General features: G+C 73.1%; 17 protein-coding genes. 6 read left to right on the top strand and 11 right to left on the bottom strand.

What is annotated here, in order from left to right; translation table 11 throughout:
• Position 1: 1 nt before the first annotated feature.
• Positions 2 to 841 carry a carbohydrate ABC transporter permease gene (locus AB0J53_RS09895; protein WP_364170621.1) on the top strand — a complete coding sequence of 280 codons (840 nt, stop codon included), beginning with the start codon at positions 2 to 4 and terminating at the stop codon, positions 839 to 841.
• Positions 842 to 874: 33 nt separating this feature from the next.
• On the opposite strand, the gene AB0J53_RS09900 is transcribed toward AB0J53_RS09895, so the two are convergent.
• Entirely contained in the window at positions 875 to 1714 is an 840-nt protein-coding gene (locus tag AB0J53_RS09900; protein WP_364170623.1) for a PaaX family transcriptional regulator C-terminal domain-containing protein, read from the bottom strand.
• 109 nt (positions 1715 to 1823) lie between these two features.
• On the opposite strand from AB0J53_RS09900, the gene AB0J53_RS09905 reads away from it, so the two are divergent.
• Positions 1824 to 3137, top strand: a complete 1314-nt coding sequence (locus tag AB0J53_RS09905; RefSeq protein ID WP_364170625.1) for an MFS transporter — start codon at positions 1824 to 1826, stop codon at positions 3135 to 3137.
• Here AB0J53_RS09905 and AB0J53_RS09910 read toward each other — a convergent pair.
• The 6 genes from AB0J53_RS09910 to AB0J53_RS09935 form a co-directional block, all read right to left on the bottom strand.
• Entirely contained in the window at positions 3130 to 4605 is a 1476-nt protein-coding gene (locus AB0J53_RS09910; protein ID WP_364170627.1) for a long-chain fatty acid--CoA ligase, read from the bottom strand. The genes AB0J53_RS09905 and AB0J53_RS09910 overlap by 8 nt on opposite strands.
• The gene (locus AB0J53_RS09915; protein WP_364170629.1) at positions 4598 to 5485 is read right to left on the bottom strand and encodes an amidohydrolase family protein; all 888 of its coding nucleotides are present in this window, start codon (positions 5483 to 5485) and stop codon (positions 4598 to 4600) included. Before AB0J53_RS09915 ends, AB0J53_RS09910 begins: the two co-directional genes overlap by 8 nt.
• A gap of 291 nt (positions 5486 to 5776) precedes the next feature.
• Positions 5777 to 7033 (bottom strand): sigma-70 family RNA polymerase sigma factor, encoded by a 1257-nt coding sequence (locus AB0J53_RS09920; RefSeq protein ID WP_364170631.1) that lies wholly within the window; start codon positions 7031 to 7033, stop codon positions 5777 to 5779.
• Between the two features lie 2 nt (positions 7034 to 7035).
• Positions 7036 to 7341 carry a YciI family protein gene (locus AB0J53_RS09925; RefSeq protein ID WP_364170633.1) on the bottom strand — a complete coding sequence of 102 codons (306 nt, stop codon included), beginning with the start codon at positions 7339 to 7341 and terminating at the stop codon, positions 7036 to 7038.
• Between the two features lie 5 nt (positions 7342 to 7346).
• The gene (locus tag AB0J53_RS09930) at positions 7347 to 7703 is read right to left on the bottom strand and encodes a YciI family protein (RefSeq protein ID WP_357588153.1); all 357 of its coding nucleotides are present in this window, start codon (positions 7701 to 7703) and stop codon (positions 7347 to 7349) included.
• Between the two features lie 159 nt (positions 7704 to 7862).
• Positions 7863 to 8198 (bottom strand): rhodanese-like domain-containing protein, encoded by a 336-nt coding sequence (locus AB0J53_RS09935; RefSeq protein WP_219508445.1) that lies wholly within the window; start codon positions 8196 to 8198, stop codon positions 7863 to 7865.
• Between the two features lie 36 nt (positions 8199 to 8234).
• Between AB0J53_RS09935 and AB0J53_RS09940 the strand changes: the two genes are divergently transcribed.
• Complete coding sequence (locus AB0J53_RS09940; RefSeq protein WP_364170636.1) at positions 8235 to 8876, top strand: helix-turn-helix domain-containing protein; 642 nt, start codon at positions 8235 to 8237, stop codon at positions 8874 to 8876.
• On the opposite strand, the gene AB0J53_RS09945 is transcribed toward AB0J53_RS09940, so the two are convergent.
• Complete coding sequence (locus AB0J53_RS09945) at positions 8862 to 9479, bottom strand: TetR family transcriptional regulator (RefSeq protein ID WP_364170638.1); 618 nt, start codon at positions 9477 to 9479, stop codon at positions 8862 to 8864. The genes AB0J53_RS09940 and AB0J53_RS09945 overlap by 15 nt on opposite strands.
• 55 nt (positions 9480 to 9534) lie before the next feature.
• Between AB0J53_RS09945 and AB0J53_RS09950 the strand changes: the two genes are divergently transcribed.
• Positions 9535 to 10680: an FAD-dependent monooxygenase gene (locus AB0J53_RS09950; protein ID WP_364170640.1), complete on the top strand. Its 1146-nt coding sequence runs from the start codon at positions 9535 to 9537 to the stop codon at positions 10678 to 10680.
• Between the two features lie 80 nt (positions 10681 to 10760).
• A complete protein-coding gene (locus AB0J53_RS09955) occupies positions 10761 to 11210 on the top strand; it encodes a hypothetical protein (RefSeq protein WP_364170642.1) in 450 nt (149 codons plus the stop codon).
• Positions 11211 to 11243: 33 nt separating this feature from the next.
• Here the strand turns inward: AB0J53_RS09955 and AB0J53_RS09960 are convergent, their stop codons facing one another.
• Positions 11244 to 11777, bottom strand: a complete 534-nt coding sequence (locus AB0J53_RS09960) for a DUF2165 domain-containing protein (RefSeq protein ID WP_246645691.1) — start codon at positions 11775 to 11777, stop codon at positions 11244 to 11246.
• Between the two features lie 335 nt (positions 11778 to 12112).
• On the opposite strand from AB0J53_RS09960, the gene AB0J53_RS09965 reads away from it, so the two are divergent.
• Positions 12113 to 12535 (top strand): hypothetical protein, encoded by a 423-nt coding sequence (locus AB0J53_RS09965; RefSeq protein WP_364170644.1) that lies wholly within the window; start codon positions 12113 to 12115, stop codon positions 12533 to 12535.
• Here AB0J53_RS09965 and AB0J53_RS09970 read toward each other — a convergent pair.
• Positions 12522 to 16412 (bottom strand): hypothetical protein, encoded by a 3891-nt coding sequence (locus AB0J53_RS09970; protein ID WP_364170646.1) that lies wholly within the window; start codon positions 16410 to 16412, stop codon positions 12522 to 12524. The two genes, AB0J53_RS09965 and AB0J53_RS09970, sit on opposite strands and share 14 nt — an antisense overlap.
• Positions 16413 to 17069: 657 nt before the next feature.
• The gene (locus AB0J53_RS09975) at positions 17070 to 18065 is read right to left on the bottom strand and encodes a helix-turn-helix domain-containing protein (protein WP_364170648.1); all 996 of its coding nucleotides are present in this window, start codon (positions 18063 to 18065) and stop codon (positions 17070 to 17072) included.
• Between the last annotated feature and the right edge of the window lie 48 nt (positions 18066 to 18113).

Genomic DNA, 18113 nt, shown 5'->3' on the forward strand with positions numbered 1-18113 from the left:
CATGGCCACCAGAACCCCCGGGCGCGAGCGTCCCAACTGGGTCGCCGGCGCCGTGAGCCTGGTGTGGCTGGCGATCGTCGTCATCCCGATCTACTGGATCGTCATCACCAGCTTCAAGACGCAGAGCAACTACTACGCGACCAACCCGCTGGCGCCGCCGACGGAGCCGAACCTCGACGCCTACCGGCTGGTCATCGAGTCGGACTTCGTCCTGTACTTCGCCAACAGCCTCATCGTCACCGCCGGCGCGGTCATCCCCGCGGTCACGGTCTCGTTCATGGCGGCGTACGCGATCGTGCGCGGCGGCAACGGCAGGTTCCTGCGCTCGGTCAACTGGCTGTTCCTCATGGGGCTGGCCATCCCGCTGCAGGCGACCGTCATCCCGATCTACCTGATCATCATCCGGCTGAGCCTGTACGACTCGCTGCTGGCGCTGATCCTGCCGTCGATCGCGTTCGCGATCCCGCTGTCGGTGCTGATCCTGGCCAACTTCATCCGCGACGTGCCCAAGGAGCTGTTCGAGTCGATGCGGCTCGACGGCGCCAGCGAGTGGGGCACGCTGTGGCGGCTGGCCTTCCCGCTGACGCGGCCGGCCGTGGTCACGGTGACCGTCTACAACGCGCTGACGATCTGGAACGGGTTCCTGCTGCCGCTGATCCTCACCCAGAGCCCGGACAAGCGCGTGCTGCCGCTGGCGCTGTGGAGCTTCCAGGGCCAGTACAGCATCAACGTCCCCGCGGTGCTCGCCTCCGTCGTGCTGACTACGCTGCCCATCCTGGTCCTGTACGTGGTCGGCCGCCGCCAGCTCCTCAGCGGGCTGACGGCGGGCTTCGGCAAGTAGGCGCCGCCGCCGGGTAGGTGTCCGGCCTGACCTTCACTGGCCGACGGGCAGCTCGTCCAGGACGGCGGCGGCCAGGGCACGGGCGGGCTCCTCCCAGGCGCGGGCCAGCTCGTGGAAGGCGCGTTCGGCCCGGATGGCGGGCCAGTCGGCCGGCAGGTGCTCGGCCGGCAGGTGCGGGTCCTGGCGGACGAGCCCCAGCCAGTCGGTGTGGAGCAGGAGCTGCCGGGCCAGGTCGTCGGGCAGCCCGAGCCGCGTGCCGCCGTCGTGCCAGCGGTCGAGGAAGGCGCGGTAGCGCTCGGCGATGCGCGGCGTGTCGAAGGCCCGGACCAGGTCGGCCGACTCGGTCGGCTTGAGCGCCCGCGCGGCCAGCACGGTCACGTGCTCGTGCAGCCCCAGCTCCGTCACCGTCTCCGTCACGTCCTTGACGCCGGGAGCGATCCAGAGCCCGCTCTGCAGGAGCCCGAACCCGGCCCACACGAGCCGTGAGCGCAGGTCGTGGCGGGCGCCGCGCAGGCTGTCGGGCAGCGAGAACCCGACCAGGGTCCAGGTGCCGTCCCAGTCGCGGTTGACGGCGCCGGTCTCCCAGACGCGGCGGCGGCCGTCCTCCAGCACGCCGGTGGCCTTGGGCGTGAGCCCGAAATAGGTCTTGCGGCCCTGCCGGTGGCGGGCCAGCAGCCCCCGGTTGACCATGCGCGTCAGCGTGGAGCGCACCGCCTCCTCGGTCACGCCGAGGCGCGCGAACACGTCGATGACGCTGCCGGAGTAGACGGCGACGCGGCGGCCGAGCACGTAGACGCCGAGGAAGCTGAACATCAGCGACTGGGGGCGCGGTGAGGAGGAGTGCGCGGCGCCGTCCCCGTCGTCGGAAGTCACGAGTAGAGGGTAGACGGGTCCCATTTGTTGGGCAAAGCTATGACGCAGATCGGGAGTTTGCCCCGCGTTCAATGGTGTTCCGTCACCCCCCTGCGAAGGAACCAACGCCATGACCGAATCGCCGGCCTCCGCGCAACCCGTCCAGCTCCGCCGCGCCGTCGCCTCCAGCTACCTGGGCAGCGTCATCGAGTACTACGACTTCCTGCTGTACGCCACCGCCTCCGCCCTGGTGTTCGGCAAGGTCTTCTTCTCCGGGCTGCCCCCGCTCGCGGCCACCGTCGCCAGCCTCGGCACGTTCGCCACCGGCTACCTGGCGCGCCCGCTCGGCGGCGTGATCTTCGGCCACTTCGGCGACCGGCTGGGCCGCAAGCGCATGCTCATCCTCACGATGGTCCTCATGGGCGTGGCCAGCTTCCTCATCGGCCTGCTGCCCACCTACGAGCAGATCGGCAGCCTCGCCCCCATCACGCTCGTCCTGCTCCGCGTCGTCCAGGGCGTCGCGGTCGGCGGCGAGTGGGGCGGCGCGGTGCTGATGTCCGCCGAGCACGCCACCGGGCGGCGCGGCCTGTGGGCGAGCTTCACCAACGCCGGAGCGCCCTCCGGCATGCTGCTGTCCACCGCCGTGCTCAGCGGGAGCGCCGCCGTCCTGGGCGAGCGGGAGTTCCTCAGCTGGGGCTGGCGCGTCCCGTTCCTGATCAGCATCGCGCTGCTGGGCGTCGGCCTGTTCGTCCGCGCCCGCGTCGAGGAGACCCCGGTCTTCACGGCCGCCCGGCGGCAGGACGCCTCCGCGCCGCTGCTGGACGTGCTGCGCCACCACCCCAGGACGCTCCTGCTCGGCGTCGGCGTCGGCCTGTCCGCGTTCGTCCTGCAGGGCACGCTCACCACGTTCCTGCTGGCCTACGGGGTGGAGGCCGGCTTCGCCCGGCAGGAGGTGCTCAACGGGCTGACGCTCTCCTCGGGGCTGGCGATCCTCGGCATCCTCGGCTGGTCGGCGCTGTCGGACCGGGTGGGCCGACGGCCCGTCGTCCTGGCCGGCGCCGTCCTCGCCGCCGTCTACAGCTTCCTGCTCTTCCCGGTGGCCGACACGGGCAGCGTGGCCCTGCTCACGCTCCTGCTCGTGCTCGGCCAGTCGGTCATCCACCCGATGATGTACGGGCCGCTCGCCGCCCTGTACGCCGAGCTGTTCTCCACCCGCAGCCGCTACACCGGCGCCTCGCTCGGCTATCAGCTCGCCGGGCTCGGCGCGGGACTCGCCCCGGTGGTCTTCGCGCAGATCCGGGCGGCGAACGATGGCGGCGGCACGATGGTCATCTCCGCCGTCATCGCCGCCTTCTGCCTGCTCACGGTCGGGTGCGCGCTGGCGCTGCGCGAGACCAGCCGCACCGACCTGGCGGAAGGGCCGATCAGCGAGGGCGTCAGGTAGCCGTACGCGACCGGCCGGCCCCGTGGAGGGCGCGCAGCGCGGGTTTCACGATCTTCCCCGAGGCCGTGCGCGGGATGCTGTCGGCCCAGACGACCGACCGGGGGATCTTGTACCGGGCGAGCCGCCCGTCCAGGTAGTCCAGCAGGTCCCCGGCCTCGGCGCCCGGCTCGCGGACGACGATCGCCAGGCCCGTCTCGCCCCACGTCGGGTCGGGGACGCCGATCACGGCGCAGTCGGCGACGCCCGGATGGGTCGCGATCACCGCCTCGACCTCGGCCGGGTAGACGTTCTCGCCGCCGGAGACGTACATGTCCTTGATCCGGTCGACGATGTAGGCGTAGCCGTCCGCGTCGGCGCGGGCGACGTCGCCGGTGCGCAGCCACCCGTCCGGGGCGGCAGGGGGACCGCCCCAGTAGCCGGTCATCACGTTCGGGCCCCGGACCAGGACCTCGCCGGGCTCGCCCGGCGCGGCGTCGCGGCCGTCGGGCAGCGCGATCCGCACGTCGGTGAAGAAGTGCGGCACGCCCGCCGAGCCCGCCCTGGCCACCGCCTGGTCCGGCGGCAGATACAGCACGCCGGGGGAGGCCTCGGTCATCCCGTACCCCTGGCTGAAGGCCAGCCCGCGCGCCAGGTACGTCTCGATCGTGCGGAGCGGGACGGGCGCGCCGCCGCAGTTGAGCGTGCGCAGGCTCGACAGGTCCGCCCCGGCCCAGCCGGGGTGCGCGGCCAGCGCGTCGTACATCGTGGGCACCCCGAACAGGTACGTGACCCGCTCGGCGGCGATCGTCTCCAGCACCCGGCCGGGGTCGAACGCGTCCATGAGCACCACCCGGCCGCCCTTGAGCAGCGTCGGCAGGCACGTCATGTTCAGCCCCGCGGTGTGGAACAGCGGCGCGACCACCAGCGTCACCTCGTCGGCGGCCAGGTCGACGTCCACGAGCACGTTGAGGCTGTTCCAGGTGACGTTGGCGTGGGAGAGCACCGCGCCCTTGGGCCGCCCCGTCGTGCCGGACGTGTACATGATCATGCACGGGTCCTCGGCGGAGACGGCCTCGCCGGCCGCCTCGGGTTCCGCCTCGGCCAGCAGCTCCTCGTAGTCGCCGAGCGGGATCCGGCACGGCACGTCCAGCTCCGCCGCCGGCGGCGCGTGCACGAGCGCCGCCGCGCCGCAGTCGGACAGCACGTGGGCCAGCTCGGGAGCGGCGAGCCGGACGTTGAGCGGCACGAACACCGCCCCCAGCGTCCCGGTGGCGAACAGCGTCTCCAGGAACGCCGGATGGTTCGCCCCCAGGTACGCCACCCGGTCGCCGCGCCCCACGCCCCGCCCGCGCAGCACGCGGGCCAGCCGCAGCACCCGCTCGTGCAGCTCCCGGTACGTGACGCGCCGCCCGCCGTGGACGACGGCCACCCGGTCCGGCGTCCGGCGGGCCCGGCGCTCCGGCCAGGAGCCGACGCCGCCGTCACGCATCGCTCTTGTCCAGGTCGAGCAGCCGGGCCGCGTTGTCCTTGAGGATCAGCGGCCGTACCTCCGGCTTGATGTCCAGCTCGGCGAAGTCGGCCAGCCACCGGTCCGGGGTGATCACCGGATAGTCGGAGCCGAACAGCACCTTGTCCTTCAGCAGCGTGTTGGCGTAACGGACGAGCTGCGGCGGGAAGTACTTCGGCGACCAGCCGGACAGGTCGATGTGCACCGACGGCTTGTGCGTGGCCACCGCCAGCGCCTCGTCCTGCCAGGGGAACGACGGGTGCGCCAGGATGATCGTCAGGTCCGGGAAGTCGGCGGCCACGTCGTCGACGAGCATCGGGTCGGAGTGCTTCAGCCGGATGCCGCCGCCGCCCGGCACGCCCGCGCCGATGCCGGTCTGCCCGGTGTGGAACAGCGCGGGCACGCCCAGCTCCTGCAGCGCCTCGTACAGGGGGTAGGCCATCCGGTCGTTCGGGGCGAAGCCCTGCAGGCTGGGGTGGAACTTGAAGCCGCGCACGCCGTGCCCGGCCACCAGGCGGCGGGCCAGCCGGACGCCCGCCCGGCCCCGCCACGGGTCGACGCTGGCGAACGGGATCAGCACGTCGGGATGCTCGGCGCAGGCGGCGGCGACCTCCTCGGACGGGATCGGCGGGTGCCCGGTCGCGTGCTCGGCGTCCACGGTGAACACCACGGCGGCCATCTTGCGCTCGCGGTAGTAGGCCGCGATCTCGGGGATGGCGGGCTCGCGGGCGCCGCGCACCTTGAAGTAGGCGGCGGAGGCGGCCGACAGCTCCGGGCTGAGCGACGGGTGCCCGGAGGCGGAGATCTCGGCGTGGGTGTGGACGTCGATGGCGGTGAGTTCGTCCAGGTCGAGCGCCGTCATCGGGACTCCTTCCGCGAATCGGGGCTGCCGGGGCCGGCCCTGCGGCCGACGTTAGACAGATTCGCGTCGCCGGTCAACAATGTGCGCCAGGTTGGATCTGTCCGTGAATCTGGCCACGCTTGACCGGGGGATTACGCCGGGCGGGGTAGCAATACGGCGAGGTCAGAGCCGCGCGGAGGCTGACGGCGATGACCGGGCGGCCGTTCGCCTATCGGGGGGTTGGCGAACGGAACGCCGGACGAGAAGGTGGGGCCGGGCGGCGCTGTCCGCCCGGCCCCCTTGGCGTCCCGGTCAGCCCGCCTCGCCGTGCGCCTCGGCCTTCTGCCGCAGGTAGCGCTGCTCGGGCAGGCTCGTGGTGAGCCGGGCGGCCAGCCGGTAGTTCTCCCGCGCGGCGTCGTGCTCGCCGGCCAGGTCCTGCAGATGCGCCCGGACGGCGTGCAGCCGGTGGTGGCGGGCCATCCGGGGATCGTCGTCGAGGCTCTCCAGCAGGTCCAGCCCGGCGCGCGGGCCGCGCGTCATCGCCACCGCGATCGCGTGGTTGAGGGTCACCATCGGGTTCGGCGCGATCCGGCCGAGGACCCCGTACAGGATGCGGATCTGCTCCCAGTCGGTGTCCTCCGGGAGCGGCGCCTGCACGTGCAGCGCCGCGATCGCCGCCTGGAGCTGGTACGGGCCCAGGGGCGAGGTCGACATCGCGGCGGTCACCAGCGCCGTGCCCTCCTCGGCCAGGGCCGCGTCCCACAGGCCGCGGTCCTGCTCGGCCAGCGGCACCAGGCCGCCGTCCGGGCCGGTGCGGGCCGGCCGCCGGGCCTCGGTCAGCAGCATCAGCGCCAGCAGCCCGGCCACCTCGCCGTCGCCCGGCAGCGACCGGTGCACCAGCCGCGTGAGCCGGATCGCCTCCGCCGTCAGCTCGCCCCGGTGCAGCTCCGGGCCGGAGCTGGCGGTGTAGCCCTCGTTGAAGATCAGATAGAGCGTGTGCAGCACCGCGTCCAGCCGGTCGGCCCGCTCGCCCGGCGGCGGCAGCTCGAACGACGCGCCCGCCGCCTTGATCCGCTGCTTGGCGCGGCTGATCCGCGGCGCCATCGTCGCCTCCGGCACCAGGAACGCCCGTGCGATCTCGGCCGTGGTGAGGCCGCTGACGGCCCGCAGCGTGAGCGCCACCTGCGACGCGGGCGTCAGCGCCGGATGGCAGCACAGGAACAGCAGCGTGAGCGTGTCGTCCCGGTCACCCGGCCCCTCCTCGCCCGGCGCCGGGGCCAGGTCGGCGTCCGGCGCCTCCCGCACGGCCGCGGCCACCTCCCGGCGCCGGCGCGCCTGCTCGCTGCGTACGTGATCGACCAGGCGGCGGGAGGCGACCGTGATCAGCCAGGCGCGCGGGCTGTCCGGCACGCCCTCGGCGGGCCACTGGGACGCCGCCGCGAGCAGCGCCTCCTGGACCGCGTCCTCGCACTCCTCGAACCCGCCGTAGCGGCGCATGAGCACGCCGAGGACCTGCGGCGCCAGCTCGCGCAGCAGGTCCCCGAGCCGTTCTGTGGCGCTCGCGTCCACCTTCACATCTCCAGTCCGGCCGGGTCCATCAGCGGGCGCACCTCCACGCCGCCCGGCAGCAGCGCGGCCAGCTCCAGCGCGCGCTCCCGGCTCTCACAGTCGACAACGTACTGGCCGGTGACGTGTTCCCCGGCGCCCGCGTACGGGCCCTCGGTCACCGCCGGCACGCCGTCCACCACCCGGACCACGGCGCTGAGGGACGGGTCGGCGAGCGCGTGCCCGCCGACCAGCTCGCCCGCCTGCCGGGCCGCGGTCACGAACGCCTCGTGGCCCGCCGCGTCCCCGTAGAGGCTCAGTAAGAACTTCATCGCGCTCAGCCCGAGAAGACGACCGGCCGCACCTCGATGCCGAGGCCCGGCACGCCGGCGTCGGGGATGAGCGCGGCCAGCTCCAGCGCGCGCTCCCGGCTCTCGCACTCGACGAGGTAGTAGCCGCCGAGGTACTCCTTGGCCTCCAGGTACGGGCCGTCCGTCACGGCCGGGACGCCGTCGCGCACCCGGACGACGGCGCTCTGCGCCGGCTCGGCCAGCGCGGTGGTGCCCAGCAGCTCGCCGGACCGCTTCACGGTGTCCATGAAGGCGCCGTGGCCGTTCATCACCTCGTCGCGTTCCTCCTCGGTCAGCGAGTCCCAGATCAGCGGGTTCACATGCATGATCAGCAGAAATTTCATGACATCTCCTTCGGTGGCCAGGGCGCCCGGTGGCGCCCTCCGACTGATGGTCGGAGCCGTCCGCGCCGTCTTGACATGCCCCGCGCACACGTTTTCCCCGGCCTCCCGAAGGCGGGTCCCGCCCCGGTCCGCTGAGGCGCGGGCCGGGGCGGGGCGGGGTCAGACGCGCAGGCCGGTCTCGACCGGAAGGCCGGCTTCGACCCAGTCCTGGATCCCCTCACGGTACTTGCGCACGGCCGTGTAGCCGAGCGCGGCCAGCCGCCGGGCGACCGCCTCGCTGTTGGGGCAGGCCGGGTTGGAGCAGTAGGTCACGATCGCCGCGTCCTTGTCGGGCAGCAGTTCGGCGGCCCGCTCGGCCACCTCGCTCTCCACCAGGGGGATCGCGCCCGGCAGGTGCTGCTGGGCGTAGTACTCGCCGCCGAGCGCGTCCACGACGACGACGGTCCCGGCGTCGATGGCGGCCTTGAGCTCGTCACGGGTGATGAGTGCGGTCATTGCGACCTCCGAATAACTGGACTACAGTCCGTTTCTGTGGATGATTCGGAAGTTAGCGGACCGCAGTCCGCTTCGTCAAGCGAGCCGCTGGAGATCCTCCGGAACAGGCCGCCCAAGGAACGGGCCGACGCCGCGCGCAACCGCGAGAAAGTGCTGGCCGCCGCCGCGAAACTGTTCCGCGAGCAGGGCGTGGAGAACGTCTCCATGGACGCCGTGGCCGCCGAGGCCGGAGTGGGCAAGGGCACGGTCTTCCGCCGCTTCGGCGACCGGTCCGGCCTGGCCGTGGCGCTGCTCGACGAACGCGAACGCGAACTGCAGCAGCGCGTCATCTCCGGCCCGCCGCCGCTCGGCCCCGGCGCGCCCGCCGCCGACCGGCTCGCCGCCTTCGCCGACGCCTACCTCGACTACCTCGCCGGCCACCTCGACCTGGTGCGCATGTCGGAGACCGCGGGCCCCGGCGCCCGCTACCGGATCGGCGCCTACCGGTTCTGGCACCGGCACGTGGCCATCCTGCTCGGCCAGACGCGCCCCGGCTGCGACGCCGACGCCCTGGCCCATGCCCTGCTGGCCCCGCTCGGCGCCGAGACGGTCACCGCCGTCCGCGCCGAGGTGGGCGACGACCGGGTCCGGCAGGCGGTCCGCGCCGTCGTGCTCGCCGTGGCCTCAGCGCCTGACTGACCCGCCGCCCCCGGACTCCCGTGCGACGGCGCCGTCCACGATGACCTCGGCCACGCGGCGGACAGCCTCCCTGGTGACGGCCTCCGGCGGCCCCGTGACCAGCGTGAACAGCGCGCCCCCGTAGAGCGCGAGCATCGCGGGGACGCGCTCGCGCGGGATCGTCACGCCGACCTTGCCGTGATGGCCTGCGGTGATCCGCAGCGCCGACCCGTGGAGGCGCGCGAGCGCCGCCGCCAGCGCCGGGCGGCGGGCCGCCTCGAGCTGCAACTCGAAGATCGCCAGGTAGCGGGTGCGCAGCGTGGTCGCCGCCGTCAGCAGCGACTCGGCCAGCAACTCGACCATGCCGGCGGCCCGGTCGGTGTCGGCGGCCTGGTCGGTGTCGGCGGCGCGGTCGGTGTCGGCGTGGTGCAGCTCGGCCACCCGTTCGGCGGCGGCCACCAGCAGCGCCTCCCGGCTGCGGAAGTAGTTGGACGCCGTGCCCGGCGGCAACCCCGCCTCCTTCTCCACCGCCCGATGGGTCAGCCCGTGCGCGCCCGCCGACGCCAGCAGCGCGATGGCGGCGTCGGCGATGGCCCGGCGCCGGGCCGGATTGGTGGGCGGCACACCCCCATGCTACCAATAAACGTACTAGTACGATCGTAGTGAATGGGGAGGGCGCATGAGGATCGCCGTCGTCGGAGCGGGGCTCGGGGGAGTGGCGGCCGCCGTCGGCCTGCACCGCGCGGGCCACGAGGTGACGCTCTTCGAGCGCGCCGCCGAGCTGCGGGAGGCCGGCACCGGGATCGTCGTCATGCCGAACGGCCTCCGCGCCCTGGACATCCTGGACCTGGCCGCGGACGTGCGCCGGCACGGCCTGCACGCCGCGAGCGGCGGCCTGCGGGACTGGCGCGGCCGGCCGCTGCTGGTCACCGACGCGGTCCAGGGCCAGCGGAAGGTGGGCAGCCTCGCCATCCTCGACCGCGCCGAGCTGCACCGCGCCATCCGCGCCCCGCTGCCCGCCGACCTGGTGCGCACCGGCGTCCCGGTCGACCGCGTGGAGGCGCGGGACACCGGCGTGACCGTCATCGCCGACGGCGCCCCCGTCGCCACGGCCGACGCCGTCGTCGCGGCCGACGGCATCGGCAGCAGGCTGCGCGCCCAGCTCTTCCCCGGGCACCCGGGGCTGCGCCGGACCGGCCGGATGGACCTGCGCGGGATGCTGCCCCGCCCGCCCGGCCTCGACCCGAGCCTGCTCGCCGGCCAGTTCGTCGACCGGCGCAGCGGGGCGATGTTCGGCCTGTTCCCCGTCGGCCCCGACCGGCTGTACTGGTTCACCGACTCCGCCCTCGACGGCCCGCCGCCCGGGGCGGACGAGGCACGGCGGCGGATGCTGTCCCTGATGGCCGACTGGCACCCGCTCGTCACGTCCCTCATCGAGGCCACCCCGCCCGGCGACGTCTACGTCGACCCGATCGCCCGCCTCGCCGAACCGCTCCCCTCCTACGCCGCCGGCCGGATCGCGCTCCTCGGTGACGCCGCCCACGCCATGCCGCCCGACCTCGGCCAAGGCGCGAGCCAGGCGTTCGAGGACGCCGCCGCGCTCACCCGCTGCCTGACCGGCGCCGGACCCGGCGACGTCGCCGCGCGGCTGCTGCGCTACGACGCCGAGCGGCGGCCCCGCGCCGACCGCGTCATGCGCGCCGCCTCCCGGCAGTCGCGCCTGACCAGCCAGACCGGCGCCCCCGCCTGGCTGCGCGACGCCCTGCTGCGCGCCATCCCGTCCTGGCTCGCCACCCGGCAACTGGCCGCCCTCTGGCACGCCTAGAGCCGCCGCGAGAAGGGGCATCGACAGGCCCCCACCGGGCAGGGGAACCGGAGATCCGGCTCGGCGCGGAGGTGGCCGACATGAACGTCCTGCTCAGAAGCTGGCTCGCCGGCGCCGCCGGCACCAGCGCGCTCAACACCTGCTCCTACCTGGACATGGCGATCCGCGCCCGTCCGGCCAGCGGGACACCCCGCCGGGCGATAGCGGACCTGGCCGCACGCGCGCACGCCGACCTCGGCGACGACGAACGGGCCGGCCATCGCAAGGACGCCCTGGGTGCGCTCCTCGGCTACGGCACCGGCGCGATGGCGGCGCTCTGCTACGGCCTGCTCACCTCGGGCAGGCGGCCGGCCTGGCCCGTCGGCGTGCCCATGCTCGCCGGGCTGGCGATGATCGGCTCGACCGGGCCGCTCACCGCGCTCGGGATCACCGACCCGCGCACCTGGTCGGCCGCGGACTGGATCTCGGACGTGGTCCCTCACCTGGCGTACGGGGTGGCGGCCTATCTGGCCTACGCGTCACTCGGCTGACACGGCCACGAGCCGCCACCCCTGCCGCTCCGATCAGGCGCTCTCGCGGGCGTCGTTGCGGAGGCTGAGGAAGATCAGCACGATCCCGATGTACGTGCACAGCCGCACCGCGTCGGGGATGCCGTTCCAGGTGCCGTTCATCCACATGCCGAACCATTCGCCGCCGATGGCCTGGAAGCCGAAGAACCACAGCAGCAGGCCGACCGTGCAGCCGACGACGCCCCAGCGCTTGGCCCGGTGGAAGGCGGCGTCGTCGCGGCCGACGGCCCTGATCTGCTGCCAGGCGGAGATCAGGCAGGTCACCATGATGACCGCCTCGGTGAGGATGACGCCGATGTAGGCGGCGTGGTGCGCCCACGTCCACGGGATGGCGCGGTAGTTGATCTGGCTGACCGCGGCGAGCTCGGGCTTCTGCGCGTCCATGGCCAGCACGTGCCGGACGAACTCGAAGTTCGTGCCGTAGTCGGTGAGGTTGCCGAACACGACGAGCAGCGCGAAGCCGCCGACGGTGAAGGTGAGCAGCGCCTTCGCGATGCGAAGGGCGGCGATGGTGTCGAAGCGGGCCAAGGTTCTTTCCTTTGACATCTCTGATCGAATGAGCACACGGGCCCAGGGGAGGTGTCCTGAAAAGGGGGGAAAGATCCACGGGGCCCGCGCGCCCGGCGTGGAGGAACTCGCCGGGCCGCTCCACTGGCTCCGTCACTGGCCGTGACGTCGCGGGCCCCTCAGCCTGAGGTGGAGCAACGTGACTCATGGTAGCCGAAGTCGCACCATGCCGTTCCTGCCGTTCCGCTTGCCCCCGGCGTTTTGTTTGCCCTGGTGAAACGGGGCTGGCAAACAATTCCCCAGCCCGAAGACTGCGATGCGGAAACACGAACGTTCCCTTACACACGAGGAGAATGATGCGAGTCAGCAAGGCTCTTCTGGCAGGCGCCTTCGGTGCGGCACTGCTTCTGTCGCAGTCCCCGGCGGCGCAGGCCCAGGCCGTCGCTTCGGCGGCGGCGGACGGCGGATGCCGCGCGGCCTACACCGGCAACGGCTTCGTCAGCGTCTATCCGTGCATCTCGAAGAGCGGAACCACCGTCATCGCGGACGCGTACGCGGATGAGATGCCATCGGCCTGCGCCTACTACAAGGTCTCCATCGTCAGCGGCGCGTACGACACGGTATGGAAGACCGGTCCGGAGGAGGCGTGCAGCCGGGCCCGCTCGGGCAACGTCTACCTCTACAACGCCCGGGGGACGTTCAGGTCGAAGATCACGACCTACGACCGCAACGACAGATCGATCGGCTCGCTCGAGAGCCCGAACATCACCGTTCCCTGACGCGTCCCGGAGGGACGGCAGAAGGTGACGCCGTCGCCCCGGTGACCGGCGGGCACGTCCGCTGGTACGGCAGCCGCGGAAAGTAGGTCCGCCAGTCCGCCGCCGGCAGCCCGCCTCCGGCGCGACGGCACACGGCAGCCGCCGAGGCGGCGGGGCCGACGTCGTAGCGCTGGACGGGCACGTGCTGTCCGGCGGCGTACAGGGAGTCGCCGCCGGCGCCGAAGGAGAGGGCCAGGATGGCGTCGCCGGGGGTGGGCAGGGGCGCTCCGATCGGCAGCCGGGAAGCGACATCCCACAGTCGCAGGGTGCCGTCCGCCGTCCCGACGGCCAGCACGGACTCGTCACGGGAGAACGCCAGCGCGGTGACATCCCGGCTCGGATCGGAGCCGCTCGCCGCGAACGCGTTCAGCACGCCGATGCGGCGCCGCACGGCACCGTCCCACAGGACGGTCTTGCCCGAGGCGTCCCCCGTGGCGAGGTACCTGCCGCCGGGGCTGAAAGCCTGCGCCTCGATGAGGCCGGGCCCGGCCGAGGGCGCATTCTTCGCGCCCGACCGTAAGTCCACGACATCACCCGCTGACGTGACGACGAGCGGCCGGACGGGGTGCACGGCGATCCGGTCCGCGGTGACGTCGGGCAACGCCCTCGTGATGGTGCGCCGGCGCAGGTCCCAGACCATCGTGGCTCCTCCCTGGTGATGCTGCGCGTCCAGGAGCGACCTGTCGCCGGGCCCGAAGGCGATCGCGCCGGTCGGCGGCTTGTTCTCCGTGCTCAGCACGAGCGAGTCCGTCGTGCGCCGGCCGGCCACGTCCCACAGGGACACGCGGGTCGGCCCCGTGGCGGGATACGACTCCGAACTGCCGAAGGCCAGCGTTCTCCCGTCGGAGGCGAAGGCGAGCAGGATCGAGCAGCCCGGCATGGCGTGCTCCTTCGGGGGACACGCAACCTCCGGGAGGTCGGCGGGTGGCCCGGCGGACAGCGTCCGGTGGAGCCGGAACAGCACGCTTCCCCGCTCGCGCGCCTCGTAGGCGAGCGCCAGCCGGGTCCCGTCCGGGCTGAACACCGCCTGGCCGGCCGCGTCCTCCTGCCACTGCGGGGTGGGGGCGGCGCCCAGATCGAGCGTGCGTACGGCAGCCGGCCACGCCCAGCTGGAGCCCGCCAGGTAGCGGATCCGGTTCGCCTGCGTGTCGATGCGCAGGTCGGCGACCTGCTCGCCCATGAGCGAGTGGCGGAAGACCGGTCTGCCCGGCCAGGAGACTCGCCACAGCAGGAGGTCGGCCCCGTCGGAAGCGGCCAGGAAGGCCCCGTCCGCGCTGAACCCGATCTCCTTGACGTTCCGATGGGCGATGGAGGCCATCTCGGCGCCCGATGCGAGGTCCCACAGGCGGACCCCCTCATCGGTGACGACCGCCAGGCGACGGCTGTCGGGCGTGAACCGCACGAACTGGTACTGGCACTGACGCCGGCCAAGAACCGGCGCCCAGGCGGTGTCCGTCTTCCTGCCCGTCCGCACGTCCCACACCTGCAACCGCCGCCCCGGAACACACAGCGCCAGGTACCGATCGTCCGGGCTGAGCGTCGCGTCCGGGAAGTCCGGTGCGGTGACCGTCCGCCTCTCGGCGTAGCTGCGCGCCATGGCGGGCGCGGCATCCCACGTCGACTCCAACGGCGCCGAGGGCTCTCTGGGGACGCTCACCCGCAAGAGCTCACGCCTCCGGGCGAGGTCCCACGCCAGGATCCGGTAGCGGGATCCCTCGGCGTTGTACCCGATGACGCTGCGCCCGCTCGTCCCCATCTCGAACCCGTCCTTCGCCGGGCCCAGCTCCCTGTCGTCGCGGCGTCCGGTGGCCAGATCCCACGACACCACGGCTCCGTCCGGCGTGAGGATGGGCAGCGTCCACGCGTCGCCCGTCCTCGCCCCTGCCCGCGGGTGCTCGGCGCCGAGCCCCGGCAGGAGAGCCGTCCGGCGGCGAGTGTCCACGTCCCAGGCGGAGACCTGGGCGGCGCCCACGCTGACCAGGGTGCGGCCGTCGGTGCTGAGGTGACGCATGGTCCCGGGGGCGCCGTCGGGATCGGTGAAGACGTCCTGGTGGCGTTGCGTGGCCGCCGCCTGCAGGGCGGACCGGGTCTCGGGCAGGTCGGCGACCCGCCAGGCGGCCAGGCCGAGGCGCATCGCCCTGACCGGGTCCGTCTCGCGCAGGCTTTCCGCGATGCCGGCGGCGCGCCGGGCCTCGGCCTCGCGCTGGCGGGTCTGGCCGGTCGTGTTCTGCTGCCAGGCCAGCAGGGCCGCCACCAGCGTCAGCACGAGCAGTCCGGAGATCGCCGCCGTCCGTCGGGTGCCCGAGCGCCGCTCCCGCTCCCCGGCCGCCAGCCCGGCGGCCAGGAACTCGCGCTCCAGCGGAGTGAGCTCCTCCGAAAGCTGCTCCGGCCGCCTGCCGAGGAACCTGCCCGGGCCGCTGCCCCGGCTCTTCCCGGAGACGGTGAAGTGCTCGCGGGCAGCCGCCAGAGGCGCCCCGCGATACAGGCCGCCCGGATCGCGGTCGTGATCCCGCCAGGCCGTGGCCGCTTCGGTCAGGCGGCGCTGCAGCCGGATCCGCTCCCGGTCCGCCTCGATCCAGCCGCGCAGCCGTGGCCACGCGGTGAGCAGCGCCTCGTGGGCGAGGTCCACCTGCGCGTCGCCGAGCGTGAGCAGGCGGGCCGCGGCCAGCCGGTCCAGGAGCAGCCGGGTGTCGCCGTCGGCGGGCAGCTCGCTCCGGCCGATGGGGCGGCGGGTGTCGGGCGTGCCACGGCCGGGCTCGACCAGGCGCAGCAGCAGGTGCCGCAGCCGCTCCCGCTGCGGCGGGCTGAGATCGGCGTAGCAGGCTTCGCAGGTGCGGGCGATGGCGGCGTGGATGCCGCCGGACGCCTCGTACGCGGCCGTGGTCAGGGCCTTGCCGCTGCTGCGGCGCCAGGTCTCCAGCAGCGCGTGGGACATCAGCGGCAGCCCGCCGGGCTCGCCGTCGACCTCGGCGATGATGCGGGCGGTCAGCTCGCGTTCGACGATCAGGCCGGCGGCGGACGCGGGCCTGACGATCGCCTCACGTAACTCGGCCGTGCTCATCGGCCCGACCAGCAGCGTCGATCCCTGTACGGCCTCGGCCAGGGAGCGGTGCCCGGCGCAGTGGCCGAAGAAGTCGGCCCGCACGGCGATCACCACCCGGGCGCCGTTCTCGCGCCGCGCCTCGGCCAGGAGCGCATCGACGAAGGCGTCCCGCCGCTCCGCGTCGGCGCACAGGGTGAAGAGCTCCTCGAACTGATCGACGATGATCACCTCGTCGGCCTGCCCGGGGCGGATGCGCTGCGGATCCGCTCCCGGCGCCAGCACGCGAACCGTGGGGGGCGGCCGATCCTCCCGCTCGCGCAACCGGGGGAGCAGGCCCGCGCGCAGCAGCGAGGACTTCCCGCTGCCCGAGGGGCCGACCAGGAGGACCAGGCGGTGCGCGCCGACCAGCGCGGCCAGCCGGTCGGCCGTCGCGTCACGGCCGAAGAACCGGCCGTGGTCGGCTTCCTCGAAGCGGGCCAGCCCGAGATAGGGGGCCCGAGCGTCGTCCCGGCCGGCCGCGGCGAGCTCGCGCGCCTCCTCACCGGCCTCCTCCCAGCGTCGCCTCCAGTGCTCGGCGTCGCCGTCGCACGCCCGGACGTAGGCCAGCGCCACGTCGAGCGACGGCAGCCTTTCACCCGCGGCGGCCTGCGCCAGCGTCGTGACGGAGTAGTGGGCGCGGGCGGCCATCATGCGGTACGTGGGCGTACCGGCCTTATGGCGGAGCTCGCGCAACTCGTGGGCGAAACGGGCGATCGGCCCGTCCGCCGGATCCAGCGGCTGCTCACGACGTCCCAACTCTTCTCCTCCAAGCGGTGAACACGTCCGGTGTCCGGGAATTCTTCGCACCGGCGAAAAGGGGATGCGGAACAATCCGCCGGGGCTCTCGCGCGAGGAGAAAAGATGCGAGCCGGCAGGCGCTGCTTCGGCGGTCGCCGGGCGCCCTGCACCGACAACGGCGGATGAGATTTCCCTCCCGGAACATACAGGTCGAAGCTCCTGGTCTACAACCGGAGCGGCGGAGCGCAGCGCCTTTGACCTGCGTGTTCCTGCTCAGGCCGGAACTGGGTGACGATCTCCGGGCCGATGGGATGTACTGACTCCGCGCCCAATCGGCTATTCAGCCACGAGCGAGGAGAATTCATGCTGAAGAAATTCATTCCGGCAGCCGTGGCTGCCATTTCCCTGGCAGGGCTGACATTCACGCCTGCATACGACTGAGGTCGCCATTACCGAGGACCACGTCCTGGTCACGTACATCCGGGGTGACACCGGATCCAGGCACACGACGTGCGTTCACCGCGCCGAGGACGGCGATCTCGGGTCGGGACATGAGTGGCCCAGCGGGCGCGTCTACGTGACCGTCATCAAGATCGACTGGGTCAACCGCTGGACGTCGCCGTGCAACGGGTAACCCGGGGACGACCCTAGGCGTTCACCGGGCCGGGGACGCGATCACTGCTGCCGGTGGATCAGGTCGCCGCCCAGCCGGGTGAGCTGGTGGATGACCATGTTCGCGTGCCGGGTGCTGGTGATCAGCCCGGCCCGTTGCAGCACCTGCGCGTGCGCGCTGGCCGACGACAGGGAGGCGCCGGTCCTGCGGGCGAGTTCGCTGGTGGTGCAGCCGGTGGTGGCGGCGATGCAGCGCAGGATGCGGGCCCGGGTCGCGCCGAGCAGGTCGGGCAGCGGGTCGGGACCGGGGCCGGGTTCTGGTGTTCCGTGCGGGGTCGGGAACACCAGGACCGGCGGCAGGCTGGGGTCGGCCATCGCGACCGGGGTGAACCGCCCGAAGTAGGAGGGGATGAGGGTCAGGCCGCGGCCTCGCAGGTGGATCTCGTACCGGCCGGTGGCGTAGTCGGTCTCGAGCACCGGGGGCCGCCACCGGATCGACGGTCCGAGGCCGGCGAGCATCGTGTCCACGCCCTGGTCGGTGAGCAGGCGGGCCAGCCTGGCGCGTTCGCGGCCGAGGGTGTGCTCCATCGCGGTCCGGCGGGGGCCGAAGGCGACCTGGCAGTACCGCTCGCTCAGCCGTGCCAGGTCGCGGATCGCGTGCCGGCTGCCGCGGGCGAGGTCGTCCAGCGTCGCGGGGACGGGCGCGTGCGGGCGCAACTGGTCGAGCTCGTGCCGCACGCGCGCCGACGGCGTGTCGGCCAGGACGTCCAGGCCCTGCTGGAACCCGTTCGTCGACTCGTAGGGGGTCAGGAAGTCGGGGAAGTACGCCTTGATCGGCGCCAGCGGCACCAGCTTCTCCCGTACCGGTGTGAGCAGCCCGGCCTCGGCCAGGTCTGCGCGGACCTGCCGCCGCCAGCCGGACATCGCGCCGGTGCCGCCTGGCCGCTGCAGTGTGTGCAGGCTGAGCACCATTTCCCACATGATGTCCAGTCGGCTGGCGATGCGCACGCGAGCCAGGTCCTCACCGGTGAAGACGATCCGCAGGGTCCCCTTGATCATGATCGCATGTTCGGCCGCCAAGGTCACAGACAGATCAAAAGCCGATCG

The organism is Nonomuraea sp. NPDC049725, from assembly GCF_040674795.1.
Classification (GTDB): Bacteria; Actinomycetota; Actinomycetes; order Streptosporangiales; family Streptosporangiaceae; genus Nonomuraea; species Nonomuraea ceibae.